The 23,746-nt window shown below is 71.0% G+C and carries 26 protein-coding genes; 12 read left to right on the forward strand and 14 right to left on the reverse strand.

What is annotated here, in order from left to right; all coding sequences use genetic code 11:
- Positions 1–9: 9 nt before the first annotated feature.
- The 3 genes from DV20_RS39495 to lhgO are packed head-to-tail and all read left to right on the forward strand — an operon-like array spanning position 10 to position 2,286.
- Positions 10–888 (forward strand): helix-turn-helix domain-containing protein, encoded by an 879-nt coding sequence (locus DV20_RS39495; protein ID WP_043788659.1) that lies wholly within the window; start codon positions 10–12, stop codon positions 886–888.
- Positions 851–1,084, forward strand: a complete 234-nt coding sequence (locus DV20_RS44520; RefSeq protein ID WP_084093893.1) for a DUF397 domain-containing protein — start codon at positions 851–853, stop codon at positions 1,082–1,084. Before DV20_RS39495 ends, DV20_RS44520 begins: the two co-directional genes overlap by 38 nt.
- 11 nt (positions 1,085–1,095) lie before the next feature.
- Complete coding sequence (gene lhgO / locus DV20_RS39500) at positions 1,096–2,286, forward strand: L-2-hydroxyglutarate oxidase (RefSeq protein ID WP_043788839.1); 1,191 nt, start codon at positions 1,096–1,098, stop codon at positions 2,284–2,286.
- Here lhgO and DV20_RS39505 read toward each other — a convergent pair.
- Positions 2,283–3,284, reverse strand: coding sequence for a DUF3558 family protein (locus DV20_RS39505; protein WP_043788661.1), 1,002 nt, complete (start codon positions 3,282–3,284; stop codon positions 2,283–2,285). The genes lhgO and DV20_RS39505 overlap by 4 nt on opposite strands.
- Before the next feature lie 64 nt (positions 3,285–3,348).
- Positions 3,349–4,608, reverse strand: a complete 1,260-nt coding sequence (gene serS, locus DV20_RS39510) for a serine--tRNA ligase (RefSeq protein WP_043788662.1) — start codon at positions 4,606–4,608, stop codon at positions 3,349–3,351.
- A 118-nt stretch (positions 4,609–4,726) separates the two neighbouring features.
- Between serS and DV20_RS39515 the strand changes: the two genes are divergently transcribed.
- Entirely contained in the window at positions 4,727–6,019 is a 1,293-nt protein-coding gene (locus tag DV20_RS39515) for an aspartate aminotransferase family protein (RefSeq protein WP_043788663.1), read from the forward strand.
- Positions 6,020–6,307: 288 nt separating this feature from the next.
- On the opposite strand, the gene DV20_RS39520 is transcribed toward DV20_RS39515, so the two are convergent.
- Genes DV20_RS39520 through DV20_RS39535 form a run of 4 tightly spaced genes read right to left on the reverse strand, consistent with a single transcriptional unit; the run spans position 6,308 to position 9,517 of the window.
- Positions 6,308–7,222 carry a haloalkane dehalogenase gene (locus tag DV20_RS39520; protein ID WP_043788664.1) on the reverse strand — a complete coding sequence of 305 codons (915 nt, stop codon included), beginning with the start codon at positions 7,220–7,222 and terminating at the stop codon, positions 6,308–6,310.
- A 30-nt stretch (positions 7,223–7,252) separates the two neighbouring features.
- The gene (locus DV20_RS39525; RefSeq protein WP_043788665.1) at positions 7,253–7,705 is read right to left on the reverse strand and encodes a DUF350 domain-containing protein; all 453 of its coding nucleotides are present in this window, start codon (positions 7,703–7,705) and stop codon (positions 7,253–7,255) included.
- A gap of 45 nt (positions 7,706–7,750) precedes the next feature.
- Complete coding sequence (locus tag DV20_RS39530) at positions 7,751–8,917, reverse strand: glutathionylspermidine synthase family protein (protein WP_043788666.1); 1,167 nt, start codon at positions 8,915–8,917, stop codon at positions 7,751–7,753.
- Positions 8,918–9,517 carry a hypothetical protein gene (locus DV20_RS39535; protein ID WP_235191134.1) on the reverse strand — a complete coding sequence of 200 codons (600 nt, stop codon included), beginning with the start codon at positions 9,515–9,517 and terminating at the stop codon, positions 8,918–8,920. It lies immediately after the preceding gene.
- A gap of 94 nt (positions 9,518–9,611) precedes the next feature.
- Here DV20_RS39535 and DV20_RS39540 point away from each other — a divergent pair, with 94 nt between their 5' ends.
- From DV20_RS39540 to DV20_RS39555, 4 genes are all read left to right on the forward strand, one after another.
- The gene (locus tag DV20_RS39540) at positions 9,612–10,682 is read left to right on the forward strand and encodes a septum formation family protein (protein WP_051736318.1); all 1,071 of its coding nucleotides are present in this window, start codon (positions 9,612–9,614) and stop codon (positions 10,680–10,682) included.
- The gene (locus DV20_RS39545; protein WP_004558570.1) at positions 10,682–11,032 is read left to right on the forward strand and encodes a metallopeptidase family protein; all 351 of its coding nucleotides are present in this window, start codon (positions 10,682–10,684) and stop codon (positions 11,030–11,032) included. Before DV20_RS39540 ends, DV20_RS39545 begins: the two co-directional genes overlap by 1 nt.
- Positions 11,033–11,200: 168 nt before the next feature.
- Complete coding sequence (locus tag DV20_RS39550; protein ID WP_043788668.1) at positions 11,201–12,466, forward strand: MFS transporter; 1,266 nt, start codon at positions 11,201–11,203, stop codon at positions 12,464–12,466.
- A 39-nt stretch (positions 12,467–12,505) separates the two neighbouring features.
- Positions 12,506–12,976, forward strand: a complete 471-nt coding sequence (locus DV20_RS39555) for a hypothetical protein (RefSeq protein WP_043788669.1) — start codon at positions 12,506–12,508, stop codon at positions 12,974–12,976.
- 39 nt (positions 12,977–13,015) lie between these two features.
- Here DV20_RS39555 and DV20_RS39560 read toward each other — a convergent pair whose 3' ends face one another.
- The 3 genes from DV20_RS39560 to pheA form a co-directional block, all read right to left on the reverse strand.
- Complete coding sequence (locus DV20_RS39560; protein ID WP_043788670.1) at positions 13,016–13,657, reverse strand: DUF4232 domain-containing protein; 642 nt, start codon at positions 13,655–13,657, stop codon at positions 13,016–13,018.
- A 117-nt stretch (positions 13,658–13,774) separates the two neighbouring features.
- Entirely contained in the window at positions 13,775–14,392 is a 618-nt protein-coding gene (locus tag DV20_RS39565) for a histidine phosphatase family protein (RefSeq protein WP_043788672.1), read from the reverse strand.
- Entirely contained in the window at positions 14,389–15,297 is a 909-nt protein-coding gene (pheA, locus tag DV20_RS39570; RefSeq protein WP_043788673.1) for a prephenate dehydratase, read from the reverse strand. Before pheA ends, DV20_RS39565 begins: the two co-directional genes overlap by 4 nt.
- A gap of 98 nt (positions 15,298–15,395) precedes the next feature.
- Here pheA and DV20_RS39575 point away from each other — a divergent pair, with 98 nt between their 5' ends.
- The 3 genes from DV20_RS39575 (at position 15,396) to DV20_RS46035 (ending at position 17,446) form a co-directional block, all read left to right on the forward strand.
- A complete protein-coding gene (locus DV20_RS39575; protein WP_043788674.1) occupies positions 15,396–16,016 on the forward strand; it encodes a macro domain-containing protein in 621 nt (206 codons plus the stop codon).
- Positions 16,017–16,131: 115 nt separating this feature from the next.
- A complete protein-coding gene (coaA, locus tag DV20_RS39580) occupies positions 16,132–17,064 on the forward strand; it encodes a type I pantothenate kinase (RefSeq protein WP_043788675.1) in 933 nt (310 codons plus the stop codon).
- A gap of 226 nt (positions 17,065–17,290) precedes the next feature.
- Complete coding sequence (locus DV20_RS46035; protein ID WP_167344426.1) at positions 17,291–17,446, forward strand: hypothetical protein; 156 nt, start codon at positions 17,291–17,293, stop codon at positions 17,444–17,446.
- Between the two features lie 3 nt (positions 17,447–17,449).
- Here the strand turns inward: DV20_RS46035 and DV20_RS39585 are convergent, their stop codons facing one another.
- From DV20_RS39585 to DV20_RS39595, 3 genes are all read right to left on the reverse strand, one after another.
- Positions 17,450–18,958, reverse strand: a complete 1,509-nt coding sequence (locus tag DV20_RS39585; protein ID WP_043788676.1) for a hypothetical protein — start codon at positions 18,956–18,958, stop codon at positions 17,450–17,452.
- Positions 18,959–19,122: 164 nt separating this feature from the next.
- Complete coding sequence (locus DV20_RS39590; protein ID WP_407638375.1) at positions 19,123–20,439, reverse strand: DUF6880 family protein; 1,317 nt, start codon at positions 20,437–20,439, stop codon at positions 19,123–19,125.
- 88 nt (positions 20,440–20,527) lie between these two features.
- Positions 20,528–21,448 (reverse strand): nitrate- and nitrite sensing domain-containing protein, encoded by a 921-nt coding sequence (locus DV20_RS39595; protein ID WP_043788678.1) that lies wholly within the window; start codon positions 21,446–21,448, stop codon positions 20,528–20,530.
- 134 nt (positions 21,449–21,582) lie between these two features.
- On the opposite strand from DV20_RS39595, the gene DV20_RS39600 reads away from it, so the two are divergent.
- Positions 21,583–21,900, forward strand: coding sequence for a nucleotide pyrophosphohydrolase (locus DV20_RS39600; RefSeq protein ID WP_043788680.1), 318 nt, complete (start codon positions 21,583–21,585; stop codon positions 21,898–21,900).
- Here the strand turns inward: DV20_RS39600 and DV20_RS39605 are convergent.
- Positions 21,897–22,223 (reverse strand): DUF3024 domain-containing protein, encoded by a 327-nt coding sequence (locus tag DV20_RS39605; RefSeq protein ID WP_043788681.1) that lies wholly within the window; start codon positions 22,221–22,223, stop codon positions 21,897–21,899. The genes DV20_RS39600 and DV20_RS39605 overlap by 4 nt on opposite strands.
- A 54-nt stretch (positions 22,224–22,277) precedes the next feature.
- Positions 22,278–23,666, reverse strand: coding sequence for a 3'-5' exonuclease (locus tag DV20_RS39610; RefSeq protein WP_043788683.1), 1,389 nt, complete (start codon positions 23,664–23,666; stop codon positions 22,278–22,280).
- Positions 23,667–23,746: the final 80 nt, after the last annotated feature.

Genomic DNA, 23,746 nt, shown 5'->3' on the forward strand with positions numbered 1-23,746 from the left:
ATTGCGGCCATGCCGAAGACGGACACCGTCACCCCGAGAACCCGGACGCTGGCGGCCTCGATCCGCACGGTGCGCAAGGACGCCAGCTTCGGCCTGCGCGAGCTGGCCCGGAGGATCGGAATCAGCCCGCAGCTGCTGAGCCAGTGGGAGCTCGGCCTGCGCACACCGAGGCTGGAGGACATCACCGCGATCCTGGGTGCGCTCGGGGTGATCGGCGAGCGGAAAGAGCGAATCCTGGCGCTGGCGAAGGGCGCGGCGGAGCCGGGCTGGCTCACGTACGGCACACCCGGAATTCCGCAGCAGCTCGCGGCGGTGATCGAGTGCGAGAAGGCAGCGGAATTGATCGTGGAGTGGTCGCCGCTGGGCATCCCGGGGCTGGTGCAGACCCCCGCCTACGCCCGAGCACTCTTCAGCAACGGTTCTTCCGAGTACGACATCGAGCAACGGGTGAGGCTGCGGATGGAACGCCGCCGCCTCATCGTCGGGCGCGAGCCGACTCCTTTCGAGGCGCTCATCGGCGAGGCTGCGCTTCGCGACCACATCGGCAGCCCCGCGACCATGGCGGAGCAGCTGCGCTTCCTCGTGGAGATCGCCGCGTTCCGCACCATCTCGCTCCGGGTAGTACCGGCGCGCTGCGGTTGGCATCCGGGAATCGCAGGACCGTTCATCTTGTATTCGCTGGTCGACAAGAGTGCAGTCGTGTATTTCGAGCATTTGAGTTCCGGCGCCTTCGTGCCGGACGACTACGATGTCCGGAAGTACCGCGCGGCGATCAAAGGTATCCACGCGGTCGCGATGAGCCCGGCGGAATCCACGAGCTTCATCGCCCGGCTGGCGAAGGAGACCGATGATGCTGAGGGCTGGGGCGTGGCGGAAAAGCACCTATAGTGGCCAGGAAGGCGCCTGCCTCGAAGCAAGCTGGCGGAAAAGCACCTACAGCCAGCAGGAAGGCGCCTGCCTCGAAGCAGCCCTCACCCCGGCCGAGGTGCTGGTCCGGGACTCGAAGGACCCGGCCCTGCCCGTCCAGCAGCACCCCGCCACCGCCTGGCGGGCCTTCCTGAACCACCTGGTGAGACTCGCGTAGCCTCATTGACCGTGCGTAACGTGGTAGTCGTCGGGGGCGGGATCGTCGGTCTGGCCGTGGCCTGGGAGCTGACCAGGCGCGGGCTGGACGTCACCGTCCTGGAGAAGGAATCCCGCTGGGCGGCCCACCAGACCGGGCACAACTCGAACGTCGTGCACGCCGGCCTCTACTACAAGCCCGGGTCCTTCAAGGCGCGGATGTCCGTCGCCGGGAATCGGTCCATCGTGGACTTCGCGCGGCAGTACGGCGTGCCCGTCGAGGTGTGCGGGAAGCTCGTCGTCGCCACCCGGGAGAGTGAAATTCCCGCCCTGAACACGCTCGCCGAACGGGCCGAGGCCAACGGTGTCCCGGCGAAGCAGATCTCGCCCGCCGAAGCGCGCGAGTACGAGCCCGAGGTCGCCTGCGTCGCCGCCCTGCGCGTCGAGTCGACCGGGATCATCGACTTCCCCGCCGTCTGCCACACGCTCGTCCGGCTGCTCGACGAAGCCGGCGTCGACCTGCGGCTCGACTCGCCCGCGATGGCCATTCGGGCCGGGACCAACGGTGGGGTCGAGGTCGCGACCGGCGACGACGTCGTGCAGGCCGATGCGCTGGTGAACTGCGCCGGCCTGCACTCCGACCGCGTCGCGCGGCTGGCCGGGTTGACGCCGTCGGCGAAGATCGTGCCGTTCCGCGGTGAGTACTACGAGCTCAAGCCGGACCGGCGGCACCTGGTCAAGGGCCTGATCTACCCCGTGCCGGACCCGACGCTGCCGTTCCTCGGCGTGCACCTCACGCGCATGCTCGACGGCAGCGTCCACGCCGGCCCGAACGCCGTGCTCGCGCTGCGCCGCGAGGGCTACCGCTGGCGCGACTTCTCCGCGAAGGACGTCGCCGAGGTCGCCGCCTTCCCGGGCGCCTGGCGGCTCGCGAAGAAGTACGCGTTCCCGACCGGGCTCGACGAGGTCCGGCGCTCGTTCTCGAAGAAGCGGTTCGCCGCGAGCCTCGCGCGGCTCGTCCCGGCCGTCACCGAGGACGACATCGTCCGCCACGGCTCCGGCGTGCGCGCCCAGGCGATGCGCCGCGACGGCTCGCTCGTCGACGACTTCCTCATCGAGACCGCGCGCGACCAGGTGCACGTCCTGAACGCGCCGTCGCCGGCCGCGACGAGCGCGCTGGAGATCGCGCGCCACATCGCGGACCAGGTGTCGTCGGAGAACTAACCCGGCAGGTTCGCGGTCACCAGCGGCAGCCCCTGCTTCACGGTGTCGCAGGTCTTCGTGTCGTCGCCGATGAACCCGCTGACCACCTGCACCGACGACGTGTCGGTGATCGACAGGGTCGCGCCGCAGGTCACCCGCAGGCCGCCCATGTTCGGGAACAGGCCCCACTTCTTGCCGCCGACGTCGACGGTTTCGGTCGGCGGGACACCTTTCGCCCCCGGCCACTCCCCGACCGGCGTGCTCGGGCCGAACCAGACTTCGAAGGCTTTCTGGCCGCCGTCGCCGTCGGTGTCGTCCCAGAGGCAGAAGGACGCGTTCGGCACCGTGGACGAGGTGTCCTTCTTCCCGTCCGGCGAGATGTTCTTGAGCTGGGACACCTGGTCCGGCTTCAGCGTCGCGCACGGGTCGGCCGACAGCAGCGGGCCGCCCGGCTCCGGCTTCGCCGAGGTCGACGGCGTGATCGGCGGGGCGTCCTGCCCGCCCGGCAGGTGCGCGGCGACCTGCGGGATCGCCAGCTTCGCCAGCTCACACGACCGGTCGAGCTTGCCGGCCGAGACGCCGACGTAGGCGAACGACTTGGCGCCGAGCAGGGCGTAGAAGGTGCAGTCGTCGGGCAGGATCGACGCGTACTGCGTCCAGGTCAGCCCGCTGATCCGCTGCGGCTCGGACTTCTTGACGGCGCCGGAGATGTACTCGTTGAAGTCCAGGTCCGAGGCGACGCCGACGTTGAGGATGGCCGACGGATCGACGTCCTCCTTCGAGTTCCACAGGCACATCGGCGGCTGGAGCCGGTCCTTGTTCTCCTTCACCGAACGGCCCGGCGTCTCGTAGCCGAGGGCGTCGACCTGGGCCTGGTCGAGCAGCGTGCAGGCGTCGACGGCCGTGACGACCGGCCCCTGGCCGGGCACCGGCGACGCCGACCCGCCGACCGTCACCGTGCACCCGGTCACCACGGTCACGGCCGCCAGCGCCGCCGCGACCTGCCACTTGTTCCGCATGAGTCCTCCCGTTCGGCCCGGACACTACTGGGACGAACGGACCAGCACCGTGGATCCGCCCGATTCAGCGAGGCTCGAGGACTTCCTTGCCGCCGACGAAGGGGCGCAGCGCCTCGGGCACGCGGACCGAGCCGTCCTCCTGCTGGTGGTTCTCGACGATCGCGACGATCCACCGGGTGGTGGCCAGGGTGCCGTTGAGCGTCGCGGCGACCTGCGGCTTGCCGTTCTCGTCGCGGTAGCGGATCGCCAGCCGGCGGGCCTGGAACGTCGTGCAGTTCGACGTCGAGGTGAGCTCGCGGTAGGTCTCCTGGGTCGGGATCCACGCCTCGCAGTCGAACTTGCGGTGCGCGGACGTGCCGAGGTCGCCGGTCGCGGTGTCGATGACCCGGTAGGGCACCTCGATCTTCGCGAGCATCTCCTCTTCCCAGCCGAGCAGCCGCGCGTGTTCCGCCTCGGCGTCCTCCGGCTTCGCGTAGACGAACATCTCCACCTTGTCGAACTGGTGGACGCGGATGATGCCGCGGGTGTCCTTGCCGTAGGAGCCGGCCTCGCGGCGGTAGCAGGACGACCAGCCCGCGTACCGCTTCGCCTCGGTCAGGTCGAGGATCTCGTCGGAGTGGAAGCCGGCCAGCGGCACTTCCGACGTCCCGACGAGGTACAGGTCGTCTTCCTCGAGGTGGTAGATCTCGCTCGAGTGCGAGCCGAGGAACCCGGTGCCCGCCATGACCTCGGGGCGGACCAGCGACGGTGTGATCATCGGCGTGAAGCCGTTCTCGACCGCCTGCGCGACGGCCATGTTGAGCAGGCCGAGCTGCAGCTGCGCGCCGACGCCGGTGAGGAAGTAGAACCGCGAGCCGGAGACCTTCGCGCCGCGTTCCATGTCGACGCCGCCGAGGCCTTCGAGCAGCTCGAGGTGGTCCTTCGGCGTGAAGCCCAGCTTGGTCGGCTCGCCGACGTGCTTGACGACGGCGTAGTCGTCCTCGCCGCCGACCGGCGCGCTCGGGTGGACGACGTTCGGCAAGGTGCGGAAGAGCGTGTCGAACTCCTCCGACGCGGTGTTCTGCTCCGCCTCGGCCGCCTTGACCTGCGCGGCGAGCTCCTTGGCCGTGGCCAGCAGCTGCTGCTTCTCCTCCGGCGGCGCCTTCGGGATCTGCTTGCCCAGGAGCTTCTGCTCGTTGCGCAGCTTGTCGGCGGCCGCGATCGAAGACCGGCGCCGGGAGTCGAGGGAGAGCAGCTTGTCGACCACTCCCTCGTCTTCACCACGAGCGCGCTGCGACGCGCGCACGGCTTCCGGGTCATCGCGCAGAGTCCTGGGGTCAATCACGGGTCAGAGGGTAGTCCGTACAGACTGTGCGGCCCTACTGGGTTATCCCGACAGTCTGATCGTTGAAGCGCTGTTCACGGCGTCCCCATACTCCAGGGAAACCCTGAGGAGGCGCCCGATGACCGACGAGCTGCTGGCCCGGCACCGCGCAGTCATGCCGTCCTGGATGTCGCTGCTCTACGAGGAGCCGATCGAGATCGTCCACGCGCACGACCGCCGCATGACGGATTCCCAGGGCCGCACGTACCTGGACTTCTTCGCGGGCGTCCTGACCAACTCGATGGGCTACGACGTCGCCGAGATCGGCGACGCGGTCCGCAAGCAGCTCGACACGGGCATCCTCCACACCTCGACCCTCTATTTGATCCGTTCCCAGGTCGAGCTGGCCGAGCGCATCGCGAAGCTGTCCGGCATCCCGGACGCGAAGGTGTTCTTCACGAACTCGGGCAGCGAGGCCAACGACACGGCCCTGATGCTGGCGACGCAGTACCGCCGCAGCAACCAGGTGCTGGCGATGCGCAACTCCTACCACGGACGTTCGTTCGGAACGGTGGCGATAACGGGCAACCGAGGCTGGTCGGCATCGGCTTTGAGCCCGGTCAAGGTCAACTACGTCCACGGCGGCTACCGCTACCGAAGCCCCTTCCGCGACCTCCCGGACGCGGCGTACATCGACGCGTGCGTCGCAGACTTGCAGGATGTCCTGGACACGGCCACAGCGGGCGACGTGGCCTGCCTGATCGCGGAGCCGATCCAGGGAGTGGGCGGCTTCAGCCTCCCCCCGGACGGCCTGTTCCGGGCGATGAAGGAGGTCCTCGACGCCTATGGGGTCCTCTTCATCTCGGACGAGGTCCAGACGGGCTGGGGCAGGACGGGCGAGCACTTCTGGGGCATCGAAGCCCACGGCGTGACACCGGACATGATGACGTTCGCCAAGGGCCTGGGCAACGGCCTCGCGGTGGGAGGGGTGGTGGCCCGCGGAGAGGTTTTGGACTGCTTCCAGGCCCAGTCGTTCTCGACGTTCGGCGGCAACCCGGTATCGATGGCGGGCGCAACGGCGGTCCTGGACTACATCAAGGACCACAACCTGCAGGCGAACTGCGCGGCCCGCGGAGCACAGTTGTTGTCCGGCCTCCAAGCAGCCAACTCCCCCCTGGTGGCCGAGGTACGCGGCAAGGGCCTGATGATCGGAGTGGAGCTGATCAAGCCGGGAACAACAGAGCCCAACGTCCCAGCAGCAGCCCGAATGCTGGAGGAGACAAAGAACCGAGGGCTGCTGATCGGCAAGGGCGGCCTACACGGAAACGTCCTCCGCCTCGGACCACCGATGACCTTGACCGCAGACGAGGCACAGGAGGGCTTGAACATCCTGGTGGACGCACTGAAGGCAACACACGCAGCCCTAGCCTGACAAACAAAGGAGCGGGGTGGTCATCCCGTCGCCTGAGGCCAAAAAATCACTTTGAGCCGGGCCCGCAACCAACAGCGCAAAGAAAGAGAACAGCGCAACCTTGCGGGCCCGGCTCAAAGTGATAGGCCTCAATCAGGCGACGGGATGACCACCCAGCGGCCCACATCGCAACGAGAGACAGCAGCGGCGAAGAGCGGCCATCCCAGAGCCTGCCCGTCCGGCGAGGACAGTCGTTTCTCTCAACCGCGGCAGAGTTCTACCGCGGCCGAGCTCCGGCTGCCGGTCCGCTCAACCCCGCACGAACCTGGCGACGTGCTCGGCCAGCTCCTCGCCCGCGTCCTCCTGCAGGAAGTGCCCGGCCCCGGCGATCACCGGATGGTCCAAGCCCGAAGCCCCACGCATGGACCGCCGCAGAATCGGTCCCATGCCGCCCGTGATCGGGTCGCCGTCCGAGAACGCGACCAGGAACGGCAGCTCCAGCTCGCTCAACGTCTTCCACGCCGCCCGGTTCGCCTCCGAAGCCGGGTCATCCGGACGATAGGGCACCAGCGAAGGCATCGCCCTCGGCCCGGCCTTGTACGTCTCGTTCGGGAACGGCGCGTCGTACGCCGCCCGGACCGAAGCCGGCAAGTTAGAACTGCACCCCGACTGCACGAACCGCCCCACATCCAGCACCGGTGCCTTCGAGACGGCCTCCCGGAACGCATGCCACTCAGCCGGCATGTCGACGTCCCCCGTAGGCAACCCCGTGTTCGAAGCCACCACCCGTGCGAACCGGGACGGGTGCTCCGCGACCATCCGCAGGCCGATCAACCCGCCCCAGTCCTGGCCGACCAGCGTCACGTCCCGCAGGTCCAACGCGTCGAACGCGAAGCCGCGCATCCACTCGACGTGCCGGGCGTAGCTGTGGTCGGTCACCGCGGCCGGCTTGTCGGAGCGGCCGAAGCCGACCAGGTCCGGTGCGATCGCGCGCAGCCCGGCGGCCGCCAGTACCGGGAGCATCTTGCGGTACAGGAACGACCAGCTCGGCTCGCCGTGCAGCAGGAGGACCACCGGGCCGTCCGCCGGGCCCGCTTCGACGTACCCCACTCTGATCCGGCCGCCTTGGGCATCGGCCACCTCGGCGTAGCGGGGCTCGTACGGAAAGTCGGGCAGGTCCGTGAACCGGTCGTCCGGTGTCCTCAGCAGGCGCACGCCACCCACGCTAGTGCGAACGGCGGAACCCGGCCAGGGTCAGGAGATGCCGACCGCCACCACGAGGCCCAGGCCGATGTGCGCCGACGCGACGACGACGCTCACCGGGGCGAACTTCTCGCTCTCGATGGTCGAGGCCACGTCGATGCGGGTCGCCCACTCCAGCAGCCGCACCCCGACGACCTGGACGACGATCCCGAGCAGGCCGTAGACCAGCGACGTGATCAGGCCCTCGGTGAGGTCGCTGGCCGAGTTGAAGATGGCCACGACCACGATGAAGGACATGGCCAGCAGCCCGGACGCGGTCACGATCACGGCGTTCGGCAGGCCCCGCGTCACGAGCTTCGACAGCTTGCCCGGCGTGGTCCAGTCGATCGCCCAGAAGCCGGCGAACATCAGCAGCAGGCCGATGACGCCGTACAGCAGGATCGCGCCGATCCCCCGCACGAGGTCGGAGCCGAACGTGTCGGACAGCGCAAGGGTCGTGTTCACGAAATTGTCTCCCGGGAGAAAGGGCTGATCAGCAGCGGTGTTGTATCACGCTTCGGGGATGCGATGTGGGACGAATGCGGCACCGTCGTCGGTCACCAGGCCGCCGGTCTCGCGGATGCCCAGCCCCGCGGAGCTGTCGCCGACGATCCACGCGCCGAGCGCCGGCCGGTAGCCGTCGAACTCGGGCAGCGGGTCGAACGCCTGGTAGACGAAGCCTTCCGCGCCGTAGACGCCGTCGGTCTGGGTCTCGTAGCCGGTCGCCACGATCTGGACGTTCGCGCCCTCGCGGCCCAGCTTCGGCTTGCGGACGTACTCGGTGAGGATGCCGGGGTCGTCGGCGAACGCGGGCAGCAGGTTCGGGTGGCCCGGGTAGTTCTCCCACAGGATCGCCAGCAGCGTCTTGTTGGAGAGGATCATCTTCCAGAGCGGCTCGATCCACAGCGTCCGCGGCAGCGACTCGACGGCGTGGCGGCCGAACTCCTCGTCGACCACCCACTCCCACGGGTACAGCTTCAGCACGGTCGCCATCTGCGCCTCTTCGAGGTCGACGAACCGCTTGAGCACCGGGTCCCAGCCGATCTCCTCGATCGCCAGGCCCACCGTGTCGAGGCCCGCCTCGGCCGCGGTCTCCTGCAGGTACGCCGTGGTGACGTTGTCCTCGCCGGACGGGTCCGCCGCCGACCAGGTGAAGTGCAGCTCGTTGGACGGCAGCTTGTCCTTCAGGTACGCCCACCGCTCGACGAGCTTCTCGTGGATCGAGTTCCACTGGTCGTCGTCCGGGAAGACGTCGGTCTTCCAGTGCCACTGCAGCAGCGACGCCTCCAGCAGCGTGGTCGGCGTGTCCGCGTTGTACTCGAGCAGCTTCGCCGGCGACTTGCCGTCGTAGCGCAGGTCGAACCGCCCGTAGACGTGCGGGTCCTGCCGCTTCCACGACTCGGCGATGTGCGGCCAGACCCACTCGGGGATGCCGAACCGCTGGTAGCCCTCGGTCGTCACGACGTTGTCGACGGCTTCCAGGCACATCGAGTGCAGCAGCTCGACGTCGGCCTCCAGCGAGAGGACCTCGTCCATGTCGAAGACGTAGTGCACGGACTCGTCCCAGTACGGCCGCACGCGGCCGCTGCTGTCGCGGGCCGGCGTGCCGTAGACGAGTCCCTGCTCTTCGACGATCCGCTGCCAGTCGCGCCGCGGCTCACGCCGGTCCCGGTACACCTACGATCCCCCGCTCTTGCCGCTGCCGCCGCTGCCGCTCTTGCCGCTGATGCCGAAGCCGCCGCGCTGGACGGACTTGCCGGACTTCGTCGTGACGTTGGTGCGCGCCGACGGCGGGTCGTACGAACCACCGGCCACCCGCTGGCCGACCACACCGGTGCCGCCGTAGTTGTAGCGGTAGCTGTTGTAGCCGCCACCCGGGATCGGCAGGAACAGGAAGCCACCGCTGTGGTAGCCGCCGTGGCTGGTGACGTAGTTGTCGTCGCAGTAGTCGTCGTTCTGCACGACGACGCCGTCCTTGTCGGTGCAGACGGCCGTGACGTTCTCCGTCTTCGCCACCGTGTAGAACGTCGCGACCAGGCCGACGAGCCCGACCGTGACGCCGCTGCCGATCAGGATCTTGCGCCGCGTCGCCGCCTTGGCGTCGGACTGGCGGGCCAGCTCCTCGTCGCGTTCCTCCTGGGCCAGCGCCTGCTGCCGGGCCCGCTGCTCGGCCAGCGAAGGCTGACGAGGCTGGGTGTTCGAGTCCTGGAACCTCATCGAGCCGCGCTTCGGCGGCTCGGGGGGCGGCTGGTCCCCAGTATTGTTGTCCTGCGTCATGTGCGCTCCGTAATCACCGGCCACCGCGAAACCTTCATCACCCTAACCACCCGGACCGCGCACGTCATGCTCGGCGCGGGCATCATGGACTGCGATGTCTCCCAGCGCCGATCGGTTCCCCACCGCCACGCAGACGCTGCGCACCCGCGTCGTGATGGGCGGGATCTTCGCGGGCGCGCTCATCGCGCTCGCGCTCAGCGTCGTGTTCTCGTGGGGCGACGGCGTCACCGGCGGCATCGGCGGCGGTGCGGGCAAGCTGTCCCCGGCGGCCCAGGAGGCGTTCCACTCCCCGCCCGGCAGCTGCCTGACCTGGGACAACCCGGACGCGAGCGACGCGCACAAGGTGGCCTGCACCGAGCCGCACCTGTTCGAGGTGACGGCACTCGTGGACATCGGCCCCCAGTACCCGGAGGGCGCGCCCGTCCCGTCGCTGGACCAGTGGCAGCAGATCGCGCAGCAGAAGTGCACGGCGGACGTGAAGCCGTACCTCGGGCACAAACTCGATCCGTACGGAAAGCTGACGACGAACCTGCTCCGCCCGACGCCGTCACAGTGGGAAGACGGCGACCGCCAGCTGCGGTGCGGCCTGCAGTGGGCGGGCCCCGGTGGCAAGCTGCTGCCGACGACCGGGCCGGCGAAGGGCCAGGACCAGTCGCTGGTCTTCGAGCCGGGCACCTGCCTGGCGCTGCTCGGCAAGGGCGTCGGCGACCCGATCGACTGCGCGAAGCCGCACTCCTACGAGATCGTCGCGACGCTGGACCTCAAGTCGAAGTTCAAGGACGGCTACCCGTCCCAGGACGACCAGAAGGCCTGGCTCGACACCGAGTGCAACAAGGCGGCGGGCGACTACACCGGCGGCGCCGACCTCGACGCGAAGAAGCTGATCCTGACCTGGGACCTGCGGGAGCAGGAGAGCTGGGACGCCGGTTCGACCAAGGTCAACTGCAAGGTGGCGTCGGCGCTGCCCGACAAGAGCGGCCTGCAGGCGGTGACCGGCAGCATCAAGGCCGCCCCGGCGGGCCCGGACGGCGGCCAGCCCCAGGACGGCGGCCCGCCGTCGGACGGCGGCGGTGGCCCGGCCACGTCGAACTCCGCACCGCCCTCGTCGAACTCCGCACCGCCCTCGTCGAACTCCGCTCCGCCCTCGTCGAAGCCGAGCAGCTGATGCCCGTCGAGATGAGCCGCGAGCGGTTCGAGGAGCTGGTCTCCGAAGCCCTGGACGAGGTGCCGCCGGAGTTCGCGAAGGCGATGGACAACGTCGTCGTGCTCGTCGAGGAGTTCAACGACGAGGCGCCGGACATCCTCGGGCTCTACCACGGGATCGCGCTGACCGAGCGGACGTCGTCGTACGGCGGGGTGCTGCCCGACCGGATCTCGATCTACCGGCAGCCGATCCTGGCCATGTGCGAAGACGAGGACGAGGTCGTCGAAGAGGTCCTGATCACCGTCGTGCACGAGCTGGGCCACCACTTCGGCATCGACGACGCCCGGCTGCACGAGCTCGGCTGGGGCTGAACCCGCGCGGATTTCCCCGTGCCGCCACGACGTTCCACCGAATTCCGCGCTCGCCGCGGGAAACTGTCGCGGGTTTCACCAGTAGTGACAACGTGACCACGCGCAGCCATCGCCGCGGTTATCCTCGTACCCGAAGTCGGTGGGCATCGATTCGTGCGGGGAGGCACAGTGACCGAAGCCCGGAACGACGGAGGCGGCCGAAGACTCAGGTGGCTGCTGACGTCGAGCGCGGCATCCCACTTGGGGGACGGCATCGGCAAGGTGGCCCTGCCGCTGCTGGCCACGACGCTGACCCGCGATCCGGTGCTCATCGCCGGGCTGTCCGCAACCCAGTTCCTGCCCTGGCTGCTGTTCGCCGCGGTGGCCGGCGCGCTGGTCGACCGGATCGACCGGCGGCGCGCGATGATCGTCGCGAACACCGCCCGGGCCGCCGCGGTCGGCGCGCTGGCCGTGCTGGTGGCCGCCGGCGGCATGTCGATCTGGCTCGTCTACCTGACCGCGCTGATCATCGGGACGGCCGAGACGATCGCGGACAGCGCGGCGAACGCGCTGATCCCGGCGGTCGTCGGCGACGGCTCGCTGGACGCGGCCAACAGCAAGCTGCAGGCCTGCGAGATCGTCGGCCAGACGTTCCTCGGCGGCCCGGTCGGCAGCCTGACGTTCGCGCTCTTCGCCGCCTTCCCGTTCATCCTCAACTCGGCCGGCTTCGCGATCGCGGCGGCCGTGCTGCTCGGGTTGGCGGGCACCTACCGCGGCAAGGCCGAAACGCCGGTCGAGCCGGCGAAACTCCGCACCGAGCTCGCCGACGGCCTGCGCTGGCTGCGCCGGCACCCGCTGCTGCTGCGGCTGGTCGTCGTCGCCGGCCTGCTCAGCCTGGTCAGCGAGCTCGCCCAGGCCCAGCTGGTGCTGTACGCGCTCGAGGACCTCCACCTGTCCGACGCGACCTTCGGGTTCTTCGCGTTCGTCGGCGGCATCGGTGGGCTGCTCGGCGCGGGAGTCGCACCGCGGCTGGTGCGGACGATCGGAAGGCTCCCGGTCGTCACCGGCGGGATCGCCTGCTGCGGCCTGGGGTTCGGGGGGATGGGCCTGGTGCGCTCGCCGGTCGCGGGCGCGGCGCTGTTCGGGCTGTTCGCGGCCGCGGTGGTGGCGGTGAACGTCGTGCTCGCGACGGCCCGGCACACGCTCGTGCCCGGCGAGCTGCTCGGCCGGGTGCTCGGGGTCTGGCGCACGGTGGTCTGGGGCGCGATCCCGCTCGGCGCGCTGCTGGGCGGCGTGCTGACCGAGCGGCTCGGCTCGGCCGCGCGGACGTTCGCCGTGTCCGGGGTGGCGATGCTGGTGATCGCCGCGTTCGCCTTCGGCGCGCTGCGGCGCGGCCCGCTCGGTGACAAATCGGACTCAGCCGCGGCGCTGACGCACCACGATCCGGGATTGTGAGCTGAAATAGCTCCTCACCCAGGTGGTGAGGAGGCAGTCATGCGCACCGCGGACCCGGGGACCGGCACCGACGCCGATCCCGAATTCGACGAGTCTTCGGCCGAGTCCCCGTCACCCCCGCCGTCGCGGCGGCTGCTCGTGCTGTCCGCGGTGGCCGGGTTCGCACTGGGCGGCAGCGTGCTCGGGCTCCTGTGGGGACTGTCCGGGGTGCACGCCGGCGCACTCGAAGACGCCGTCGCGGCGTGCCAGGCGCTCGACCGCGTGGGCGAGCTGCCCGACACGAGCCGCGACGAGCAGCCCGCGCTGACACCGGGGCTGAGCCCGGAGCGGCTGCACCGGATGGTGGCGGCGCGCGAGCTGTCCGCGGCCGCGGCCCAGCTCAACGCGAACTACCAGCCGCTGGCCGACCACGTCGACGGCGTCAGCCGGATGGTGCTGAGCCTGCACTTCAACGACATCTCCGGGCAGCGGCACCTGACCGAAGCCAGGGAGATCTGCGGCCGGATCTGACCAGCCGGCGAGCCCGTCCGCCGAGCGTGGCGGTCCGGGTCAGGCGGGGTGAACCGTCTTCACCGCGAGCTGGTTGCCGGGGATCTTGGTGCTCGCGCAGCCGGTGCCTTCGCTCGGCACGAAGTTCGACGCGGTCTCCTGCGGCAGGTAGATGCGCAGGCCCTTGACCTGCGTCGGCTGGCAGGTGCCCGGGTCGAAGTTCTGCACGTTGACGAACTGGATGTCGGCGGCCGCGGTCTGGCCGGGGTTCAGCTTGACGGCGTTGCCCTTGGTGCCTTCGCGGAAGGCGTCCTTGCCGACCTGGTGCCCGTCCGTGCCTCCCACGTAGGACACACCGGGGAACCCCTGGATCATGCAGGGCTTCGAGCTGGTGTTCTTGATGAGCAGGGGCCGGAACGTCGAGCCGGCACCCGCGTCGCCCTGGCCGAGCGAAAGCTTGACGTCGCCCGCCTTGCACAGCCCGTTGTCGGCGGGCTGGGCGGCCGGCGGCGGGGCCGGCGTCGAGGCGGGGCTCGACGTGGCCGTGGTGACCGTGGTGGTGGCGGTCGGCGACTCGGAGGTCGTCGACGGCGTCGAGCTGCTCGCCGCGTTCGTGGTGCCGCCGCCGCCACAGGCGGAGAGCGCGAGGACGCCCGCCGAAGCCGCGAGGACCGGGAACAACCGTGAAAGCTTCATCTCCATCGCCTCCCTGGTGTGGTGCTACTGGGTAGACGTACCGGGTCGCGGCCGGGTTGGCTGCTTTCGTGAATTCCCCACGGACCGTGTTCTAAACGTGACAGTATTACACTTTCGTGATCTTCAGAGCGGCGTATCGACCCAGGTCAGGCAGCGCCACCGGCCCTCCGGCTCGGCCACCAGCTCGACGAGACCCGTGTTCGGGATCAACGCCGCGTTGGCGACATCCGCGTGCACGTTCGGCGCCAGCCACTCGGCGGCCAGCCGGATCGCGCCGCCGTGGCTGACCAGGGCGATCACGCCGTCGGGGTCGGCCTGCTCGTGCTTGGCGCGCAGCCGGCCGACCGCGTCCAGCATCCGCGTGCGCACGCTGGTGCCGCTCTCGCCGCCGGGCAGCGACGGGGCCAGCTCACCGAGCGTCCAGCGCCGGACCGTGTCCATGTAGGTCCGGATCGACGCGTGGTCGGTCGCGCCTTCGAGGTCGCCCGCGACGACCTCGTGCACCCCGTCGACGACCTGCACGTCCAGGGAGAGCCGCGCGGCCAGCGGAGCCGCTGTCTGCTGGGCCCGCGTCGCCTGCGACGCGTACACCGCGACCAGCGGTTCCTCCGCCAGCCTGACCGCGAGGGCGTCGGCCTGGCGCCGTCCGAGGTCGGTCAGTGGCGGGCCGGGCAGGGCGGTGTCCAGCGCGCCGCGGACGTTCCCTTCGGTCTGACCGTGGCGGATGAGCAGCAGCCTCACGCCAGGTCCCCCTTGCGGACCGCGTCGGCCCACACCGCCGCTTCGACGAAGTCGTCGTTGCCGAAGCCGGGCTCGATCGTGGTCCGGGTCCCGTCGGCGCGCGGGTGCGAGCCGAGGAACCGCAGGTGGCGGCACTGCCGGCGCAACGCGGTCAGCGCGTCGAGGACCCGCGGCTCGGCCACGTGGCCCTCGAAGTCGATGAAGAAGCGGTACTCGCCGAAGTTGCTGCGCGTCGGCCGCGCGTCGAGCCGGGTCAGGTTGATGCCGCGGCTGGCCAGCTCGGTGAGCAGCTCGGCGAGCGTGCCCGTGCGGTTCGTGGCGGCGGCGACCACGGACGTCCGGTCCGCGCCGGTCGGCTCCGGCAGCTCGCCCGGCGGGCGGACCAGCAGGAACCGCGTCGCCGCGTCGCTGACGTCGGCGACCTCGGTGGCCAGCACCTCGAGGGGGTAGTGCTCGGCCGCGACCGGCGCGCAGACCGCCGCGTCGAAGTCGCCCTCCAGCACGCCGACCGCGGCCGCGGACGTCGAGGACGACGCCACCGGGTGCGCGCCCGGCACGTTCGCCTCGAGCCACTCGCGGACCTGGGCCAGCGCGTGCGGGTGGCTGGCGATGGTCCGGATCTCCGACGTCCCCGGCCGGGTCAGCACGCTGAAGTGGATGGGCAGGATGGTCTCGGCGATCGCGACCAGCGGGGTCGACTCGCTGAGGCCGTCGAGCGTGGCGGGCACCACGCCCTCGACGGAGTTCTCGATGGGGACGCACGCCGCGTCCGCCTCGCCCTCGCGGACGGCGGTCATCGCGAGCCGGACGGTATCGACGGGGATCAGTTCTTCGCCGGGGGCGAGCACCCGCGCGGCCTGTTCGGTGAAGGTCCCTTGAGGGCCGAAGTATGCGATCCGTGACACAGGACCCAGGCTACGGGGCCCGGCCGTGGCGACATTCACTCGGACAGCCGGTACGGGAACCGGTTACGCCGGGTGGCATTTTTTGCGATGCTGAGGGCGTGACCGCCGAATCGGGCACGCACCCCGGACGCGAGGGCGCCCAGCCGCCCGTCGCCGCTCGCGCACCGGAACTGGTGTTGTGCGCCGTCGATGAACCACTCGCCGACGCCTGGACCGCCGCCGCGCAGAAGCTGGCCGGCCGGGTCCGGGTGCACCGCGGGTCGGTGCTCGACGTCGTCGCCCAGGCCGTGGTCAGCCCGGCCAACTCCTACGGCTGGATGCGCGGCGGGATCGACGCCGTCTACGCGCAGGCGTTCCCCGGGGTGGAGCAGAGCGTCCGCAGCGCCGTCCTGGCCTTCCACGGCGGCGAGCTGCCGATCGGCGACGCCGTCGTGGTGCCCACCGGCGAGGCCGAGCCGGCCTGGCTGATCAGCGCACCGACCATGCGGGAGCCCGGCGAACGGCTGCCCGCCGACACCGTCCACCCGTACCTGGCCGCCCGCGCGGTGTTCCTGACCTGGCGCGACGGCCGGCTCGACCACGGCCCGGTGCGGGAGTACGTCGACACGATCGCGATGCCGGGGCTCGGCACCGGCGTCGGCGGCGTCGCCCCCGCGACCTGCGCCCGGCAGGTCGCCGCGGCCTGGGACGAAGTCTTCGGAAATCGTCACAGCCGGTGATCAACCCTGGCTGGAGGGTGGACTACGTCACAGCGCTTTAACCGGCCGTAAGCCCTACCGTTAATCACGCAGGTGAAACGTCCGCCAGTGCAGGCGACGGCCGGAGGAGTGTGCGATGACCCGGGTCCGCGAACTCAGCCCGTATGTCGAGCTGCACCGCGAACAATGGAAAGAACTGCGGAGTTCGACGCCGTTGCCGCTGACGGCGGCCGAGCTGCTGCGGCTGCGCGGCCTCGGCGAGCAGGTCGACCTGGCCGAGGTGGCCGACGTCTACCTCCCGCTGTCCCGCCTGATCAACCTGCAGGTCGCCGCGCGCCAGCGGCTCTACGAAGCGACGACGACGTTCCTCGGTGACGACTCCCGCGGCACGAAGGTCCCGTTCGTGATCGGCATCGCCGGCAGCGTCGCGGTCGGCAAGTCGACCACCGCCCGCATCCTGCGCACGCTGCTCGCCCGCTGGCCGGACCACCCCCGCGTCGACCTGGTCACCACCGACGGCTTCCTGTACCCGCGCGCCGAGCTGGTGCGGCGCGGGATCATGCACCGCAAGGGCTTCCCGGAGAGCTACGACCGCCGCGCGCTGCTGCGGTTCGTCACGGAGGTCAAGTCGGGCGCCGAGCGCGTCGCCGCGCCGGTGTACTCGCACCTGGCCTACGACATCCTGCCCGGCCAGGAGCAGGTGGTGCAGCAGCCGGACATCCTCATCGTCGAGGGCCTGAACGTGCTGCAGCCGGGGCCGCGGCTGATGGTGTCCGACCTCTTCGACTTCTCGATCTACGTCGACGCGCACACCGACGACATCCAGCGCTGGTACGTCGAGCGGTTCCTCGAACTGCGGCACACGGCGTTCGCGGACCCGGCGTCGCACTTCCACCACTTCGCCGGCCTGCCCGACGACGAGGCCCGTGCCGAGGCCCGCCACCTGTGGCACTCGATCAACGAGCCGAACCTGATGGAGAACATCAAGCCGACCCGGCCGCGGGCGACGCTGGTCCTGCGCAAGGACTGCGACCACGCCATCAACCGGGTCCGCCTGCGCAAGCTCTGACCCGTGCCTGGTCACGCGGCCTGTCACCCACATGCCGCGCATTCGCACGCTACGCGAGTGCGCGGCCACGATTCGTCGCGAGCTCGCGACTCTCCGCGCCGGAAACCGGCCGTTCGGCCGAGGCGGGCCGTTCAGCCGTAACCGGTTGGCCGATACCCCCGGCCGCTTGTGAAAGCGACCCTGAAGGAGTCAGGAAAACGGCTCTGAGCTGGGGAGGAGGCCCACGATGTTCACGATGATCCTCACGTGGGTCGGTGCGTTGCTCGGTCTGGCGTTGCTGATCGCGATGGCCGCCGGGACGTTCGTCGTCGACTTCGACGACCGGCTGCAGGAGCGCCGCCGGAAGGGGAAGCCCGCCGAACCGGCAGGCCCCCTCCCCTAGCGATCAGAGCCCGGCCAGCGCCTCGAGGTAGGCGTCGGCGTCGTATTCGAGGTTTTCCGCGTCGATCAGGCTGTTTTCCAGCGCGTCGATGAGCCGCTCGAAAATCTCGCCGCGGTCGAGTTCGCCCTCCTGCAGGCGCTCGACGGCCGGCCAGACCTCGGCCGGCTCATTGTCCCACAGCTGGTCGACGATCGTCGCGCGCAGGATCAGCCGCTGCTCGTCTTCGTCCTCGTCGGCCTCGGCGATGACGAGCGCGCGGCGCTGTTCGGGGTCGGTCGGGTCGAGGTCGACCTCTTCCTCGTCGATTTCCGTGGTCGTCGACGGCACGGCGAACATCCGGCGCTCCAGCGCGTCGGCCAGTTCGGTCGGCGACAGGTCGACGGTGTCGGCGAAGTAGCGCTCCAGCGGCGAGTCGTCATCGTCGGCGTACTCGCTCAGGTAGTCCTGGACGGCCTCGTCGAGCGCGGCGATCGCGGTCTCGGTAAGCCCCGCCCGCTCGCCCGTCCACTGCACCCAGGCCAGCACGATCGGCTCGACGGCGTCCTCGTAGTCGGCGTCGAGCTCGTACTCCTCGCCGAGCAGCCCCTCGAGGAACCGCGCGATCTTCTCCGGCCCGACGCGCAGCGGGTTGCCCGGGTCGGTGCGCAGGCCGTGCTCCAGCAGCAGGCCGCCGAGCGCGCGGGCGGCGTCGGCGTCCTCACCGCTCGCCGCGACGAACTGCTCGACGACGGCGGCGCGCTCGGTGTCGGACCACGCGGCCACCTCGGGCACGAGCGCCGGCTCCGGCAGCGCGCGGCACCAGGTGAGCGCGACGGCGTGGAAGCGGGCGTAGTCCTCGCTGACGTCGGCTTCGTCGAGGTGGTCGGTGGCGGCGAGGCCGTCGGCGATCAGGCGGTGGGCTTCGGCGGGGTCGACGGCCTCGAAGAGGACCAGCTCCGGGTCGGCGTCGGACTGCTCGCGCATTTCCGCGATGACATCGGCGGGCCCGTCGATGACGACGAGGTCCCGCACCCGGCCGCCCTCGGTGAAGTCGAGCAGCGCGAGCAGGCCGTACGCCTGGTCGCCGTGGGAGAAGACGCAGAGCAGGGACGACTCGTCGCCGTAGACGTCCCCGGTCCGCCAGCACTCGCCGGCGGTGACCCGGCCCAGCCCGGCGGTGAAGGCGGGCTCCGGGATGCCGCGGCCGAGGACGACCTGCAGCCCGGCGTCGGCGGCCTTGCGCTCGACGTCGGTCTCGGCGACGACCTTCAGCGCGGCCAGCAGCGCGGCGGCGCCCGGCGTGATCTTGCGCTGCGCGAAGGCGATGAGCTCCAACCCGAGCGGCTCTTCGCCGTCCTCGACCGGTACGTCGTGGAACTGGCCGAGCACCTCGGAGGCGAGCAGCTCGACGTCGACCGGCGCGGGGTCGGCGCCCAGCGCCGAGAAGTCGTTCAGGACGTCCTTGAACAGGCCGGTCACGCTGTGCGTGACGGGCTGCGGCTGCCTCTTGCGGGCTCGACTGACCGGGCTCATGGCCTCATGCTTTCACTTCACCGCGAGCTCGTCGCGGTGGCCCTGGCGCGGGTCCCGCCGTTCGCTCGACGGGGAGGCGCCGAGCCGGACGACGGAACTGGGCCACCGCGACGCCTGGCGCGCTCACGATGTCCCGGTGCACGTGTATCACCGGTTCTCCCGGGTCAACGAGGGCTGCGGGGCGAGGTTACGGCTTTCGGCATGGCGATCCTGGCGGCCCGGATTTCCGTGATCAGCCGGGTTTTCCGCCGGTGGTTTTCCACCAGCGCGGCCAGGTGAGCGGTGAATTCGTCGGGCGTCCCGGCACGCTTGTGCAGGGTGCGCAACAGCTTCAGCCGGCGAGCGGCCTCCTGGTAGGCCTGCGGGTCTTTGCGTTCGATGAGCTCGTCGACGTGTTCGCGGAAGACGGGGATCGTCTCGGCCGGGTGCTCGGCCGCGCGCTGCTCGGCCAGTTCGAGCCTGAGCTCCGCGGACGCGCCGAACCGGACACCGGCCCGCCAGGCTTCGTCGGGACGGCCGTCGTCGAGCAGGACGCGGACGAGCTCGTCGGCCTGCTCGGTGCCCTCGGCGGCCCGCTCGCGCAGGCGAGCGAGCGCTTCCCGGCGCTGGACCGTCCACTTCCCGTCGGCCGTCGCGGCCCCGCGGAGGGCGGCGTACGTCTCGCGGCCCGGGTTGGCGTCGAAGTCCTTGCGGCGACGAGAGGTCTCGTCTTCGGCCGGCGGCTGCTTGTCGTGCGTGAGCGCGCGGGCGGCGTGCGCGATGGCCTCGCTGTGCCGTCCCGCCGCCCGCAGCACCCGGACGATCTTGAGGCTGACGTCCACGCGCGGCGGCTTGGCCGACAGGATCGCCACCAGCTCGTCGACGTCGCCGAGCACCTCGGCCAGCTGCTCCCGCAGCCGTTCGGCCACATCGCGGCGGTGTCCCGGCCCGCTCGCCGCGAGTACGTCGTCTACTGTGGACTTGATCCGCTTGAGCCCCGGCTCGCCCAGCGCGGCCGCGAACTCGGCGAGGTCGATCACCGGGCGGCCGGGGCCGTCGAACTCGACCTCGAGGATCCAGTCGGCCAGCTTCTCCGGGTCCGGCGGCCGGGCGGCGCACGCGCGGGCGTACAGCTCGACGGCCCGGTCCAGCCGTTCGGCCAGGTCACCGGTGTGGTCTCCGGACTGCTCCAGCACCTCGCCGATGTCGTCGACCGTGCGCCGGGCCAGCGGGGCCAGGTCGGCGCGGCTGCCGGCGTCGAGCATCCGCTGCAGCGTGTCGAGGACCGCGCCGATCTTGGCGGTGTACTCGACGTTCCCGTCGGTCACCGCGGTGTCCAGCAGCCGGTGCGCCTCGCTGACGTCCCCGGACTGGGTGGCGGCGCGGAGTTCGAGGGAATGCCGCAGTTCCGGGTCGCGCTCGGCTTGGGCGTACAGCAGGTCCGCCAGCGTCTCCGCGTCCAAACTGCGCAGGTAGGGGCGAAGATCCGAGAGGGGACTCACGCGCACCAGTCTGCCTGACGGCCGCAGACGCGCGTGTGGGCCAACCGCGTGCTCTTTTCGGAGTAATCCGTGACGCTGCGTGAGAGGCTCATCGACGGCGCAGGTCGTCGAACACGGCTTTCAGCGGCCACGGGTCCGGCAGTCCCGGTCGTCGTGACCGTGCGTGGCGGGGTCGCGGGATGGCCGCGTGGACGGTCGGCACCATGATCGGGACGACCGGCACCGGTACCCGCGCGACCAGCCGCCGGACCACCACCAGCAGGAGCCCGGCGAACAACAGCAGCGCCGTCCCCGCCGCGAGGGCGCCGGCGAGGGTGCGGCGGCCGTCGTCGAGCGTCAGCTGCACGGCGTACTGGCTCTGCTGCGTGTACAGCAGGCCCAGCCGGGCGGACACGGAATAGGCGGCACTGCGCCAGGTGTGCTCGGCGACCGGAAGCGGTTCGCCCGCGGTGAAAGCGTTCTCGGCGGCGGTGAGCCTGCTCCATTCGGCGCTGCGCGTGAGCGATTCGTACGCCATCCGGCCACTCTCGGTGAGCTGCGGGACGACCCGGGCCAGATCGGCGCGGTAGGAGGCGACGGCGGAGGTGAACGCCCCCCGCGTCACGTTGTCCAGCCCGGCCAGGGCGAGGGAATCGGAGCGATCCATGCCTTCGGCGACGGAAAGCAGCTCGACGGCGGTGGTCTGCTGGTAGGCGGACTCGGCGTCCGGGGCGTGGCGGGCGTAGTCGCGCAGGCCGGCGATGGCGGACTCGATCCGCTGGGTGTACGTCGAGTAGGCGGCGCCGCGCTGCTCTGGCGCGGCCATCGCCGCGCTCCGCTCGCCCTGCAACGCGACGACCGCGCGGGCCGTCCGGTCCGCGGCGGCCGCCGTCTCCACGGCCGTGTCCCGCGTCCGAACCGCTTGGTGGATCAGGAGAACCGCGATCACGACAGCCACGGCGACGAGCGCGCCGCCGGGGATGAACGCGATGCCCAGCATGCGGCCGCGGACGGATCGCAGGTACTTCAAGACGTTCCCTTCCCAGCCTTGGTCCCCGCAAGTATCCCGACGAAGTTCAACCTATTGAGTGAGAGATTTACCGGTCAACGCCCATCCGCCATACGGCTGTTAGCGCAGGGTGACCACCGGGGAGAATCGCGCCCGTGACTTTCGACGACGTGACCCAGCGGCTACGCGGCTTCGCGGCGGCCCGCGCCTGGGAGCCGTACCACACCCCGAAGAACCTCGTGATGGCGCTTTCCGGCGAGGTCGGCGAGCTGACCTCGCTGTTCCAGTGGCTCACGCCGGAGGAGTCCGACGCGTGGCGCGAGGACCCGGCGCTGGCGGAAAAGGTGCTCGACGAGATCGCGGACGTCACGCTGTACCTGCTGCAGCTGGCCGACCGCCTCGGCGTCGACCTGGCCGCCGCGGCCCACGCGAAGATCGACCGCAACGAGGTCCGCTTCCCACCGCCGTCCTAGCCCCAGAACACCCCGCCGGGGTTGCGGTCGATCTCGGCGAGCAGCGCGGGCGGCGTGCTGGCGACCGGCGCGTCCGGGTAGCTCAGCCACCGCCCGTCGCGGCCGGCCCGCCACACCGACCAGATGCCGAACTCGTCGAACCGCAGCTGCGCGATCTCCTGCTCGCTCCAGTCGGGCCCGGTCTGCGGCGCACGGCGTTCGACGATGGTGACCGCGCGGCCCCGGATCCGGCACTCGACCCGGACCCGGTCCTGGAGGTGTTCGGGGACGCGCTGCGCGCACCACCGTTCGATCTGCCGCAGCGCGAGCTCCGGAATTGCCATGAGTCCAGTGAACCGGACCGGCTCAGCCGGCGCGCAGGTGGGCGCGCACGGGGGCTAGCGCGGCGCGGGCTCGGCGAGCCACCACCCACCGAGCAGCGCCCCCACCCCGAACACGGCGAAGAAGATCCCGGCGGCCGGCGGCGTCCCCCCGAACATGGCGAGCACGACGATGAACATCAGCAGCAGCCCGATCCCCATCAGGATCCGCCCGCCGACGAGCTTGGACGTCGCGGCGGGCGCCACGGCCGGCCGCGCGGGCGGCGGCGGCTCGAAGCCGAGGGCCACCGGAGCGGCCTCGACGTCGAGCAGGACGGCGCCCAGTTCGGCGGCCCGCGTCAGCCGGGGCTCGTTCGCGGGCACGGTCTCGTCGACGACGAGGTGGGTGACGCTCGCGGTCAGCTTCTTGGCCAGCTGGACACCCTCGCCGAGGACACGGGCCCGCAGCCGGTCCGCCGCCACGGTGGTGCCGAGCACCAGCACCCGGACCGGTTTCCCGCCCGCGGCCGGCCGCAGGTCACCGGCGTCGGCGACGCCGAGTGCGGTCGCCACCTGCCGCAGCTCGCGCGCTTCCGCCGTGGTCACCACGCCGTCCCGTTCCGCGATTTCCCGCACCGCGCCGACGAACCGCCGGTGCGTCGAACGCACCCGGTCCGCGGACCACCCGGCCTCGGCCGCCAGCGCGGCCAAGGCCGCCACCTCGGCCGGCGCGAGGTGCTGGTCGGCGACGACTTCCGCGAGCAGGTCCAGGTAGGCGTCGCCGCCCGGGCCGGTCACCACGCGCTCGGCGGCCTCGGCCATCCACCCCGGCTCGGCCGGCTCCGGTTCCGCACGCGGGTGCAGCGGACCGGCGGCGAACCGCGGCAGCGCCGGGAGGGCCGGCGGGGTCGCGAAGGTGAGGCCGTGCCGCCCGAACAGGGCGACGACCAGCTGCGCGACCGTCCGCGCGCCGGACAAGGCCGAGAGCCCGGGCCGCGCCGGCACGCCGAGGGCGTGCGCCACGGTGGCGAGCCGGTAGTTGGGCAGCGGGACGGCCGTCCGCGCGGCCTCCAGGGTGTCCACCCCCGGCAGCACCGGCACGCCGGTGCCGAGCCGCGCGACCTCCTCCTCCAGGAAGGCGGCGACGAACGGCAGGTCGTGGGCCACGACGACACTGCCGCGGCAGAAGTTCAGCAGCGAGCCCAGCACGGCGCCGAACGACGGCGCGCCGTCGAGCTCGCCGCGCGTGATGCCGTGCACGAGCGCTGGGCCGGGCGGCACCCCGGGTCCGGGGTCCACCCGCGTCGTCAGCTCGCCGACGACCGCACCGGTGGCGTCGACGCGGACCGCGGCCAGCTCCACGACGTGGCCCGGGCGCAGGCCCGTGGTCCGGATGTCCAGTGCGGTGAAGCCGAGGCCGTGGGCGGGGTGGCCGCCGTCGCCGCGCAGCGGGAGGGATTCGATCACGTCCGCAGGTCGTTTTCCGATCGGCCGTTGTGACAGCTTTTCGGCGCGCCCGCCCGGTTCGTGACGTGATCGTGACGGCG

This window comes from Amycolatopsis rifamycinica (assembly GCF_000695625.1).
Classification (GTDB): Bacteria; Actinomycetota; Actinomycetes; order Mycobacteriales; family Pseudonocardiaceae; genus Amycolatopsis; species Amycolatopsis rifamycinica.

Excerpts from the sequence above, each read along its gene's own strand:
- DV20_RS39495 (WP_043788659.1), top strand. The coding sequence starts at position 10 with ATGCCGAAGACGGACACCGTCACCCCGAGAACCCGGACGCTGGCGGCC.
- DV20_RS44520 (WP_084093893.1), top strand. The coding sequence starts at position 851 with ATGCTGAGGGCTGGGGCGTGGCGGAAAAGCACCTATAGTGGCCAGGAA.
- DV20_RS39505 (WP_043788661.1), bottom strand. The coding sequence starts at position 3,284 with ATGCGGAACAAGTGGCAGGTCGCGGCGGCGCTGGCGGCCGTGACCGTG.
- DV20_RS39515 (WP_043788663.1), top strand. The coding sequence starts at position 4,727 with ATGACCGACGAGCTGCTGGCCCGGCACCGCGCAGTCATGCCGTCCTGG.
- DV20_RS39535 (WP_235191134.1), bottom strand. The coding sequence starts at position 9,517 with ATGACGCAGGACAACAATACTGGGGACCAGCCGCCCCCCGAGCCGCCG.
- DV20_RS39540 (WP_051736318.1), top strand. The coding sequence starts at position 9,612 with ATGTCTCCCAGCGCCGATCGGTTCCCCACCGCCACGCAGACGCTGCGC.
- DV20_RS39545 (WP_004558570.1), top strand. The coding sequence starts at position 10,682 with ATGCCCGTCGAGATGAGCCGCGAGCGGTTCGAGGAGCTGGTCTCCGAA.
- DV20_RS39555 (WP_043788669.1), top strand. The coding sequence starts at position 12,506 with ATGCGCACCGCGGACCCGGGGACCGGCACCGACGCCGATCCCGAATTC.
- DV20_RS39560 (WP_043788670.1), bottom strand. The coding sequence starts at position 13,657 with ATGGAGATGAAGCTTTCACGGTTGTTCCCGGTCCTCGCGGCTTCGGCG.
- coaA (WP_043788675.1), top strand. The coding sequence starts at position 16,132 with ATGACCCGGGTCCGCGAACTCAGCCCGTATGTCGAGCTGCACCGCGAA.
- DV20_RS46035 (WP_167344426.1), top strand. The coding sequence starts at position 17,291 with ATGTTCACGATGATCCTCACGTGGGTCGGTGCGTTGCTCGGTCTGGCG.
- DV20_RS39585 (WP_043788676.1), bottom strand. The coding sequence starts at position 18,958 with ATGAGCCCGGTCAGTCGAGCCCGCAAGAGGCAGCCGCAGCCCGTCACG.
- DV20_RS39605 (WP_043788681.1), bottom strand. The coding sequence starts at position 22,223 with ATGGCAATTCCGGAGCTCGCGCTGCGGCAGATCGAACGGTGGTGCGCG.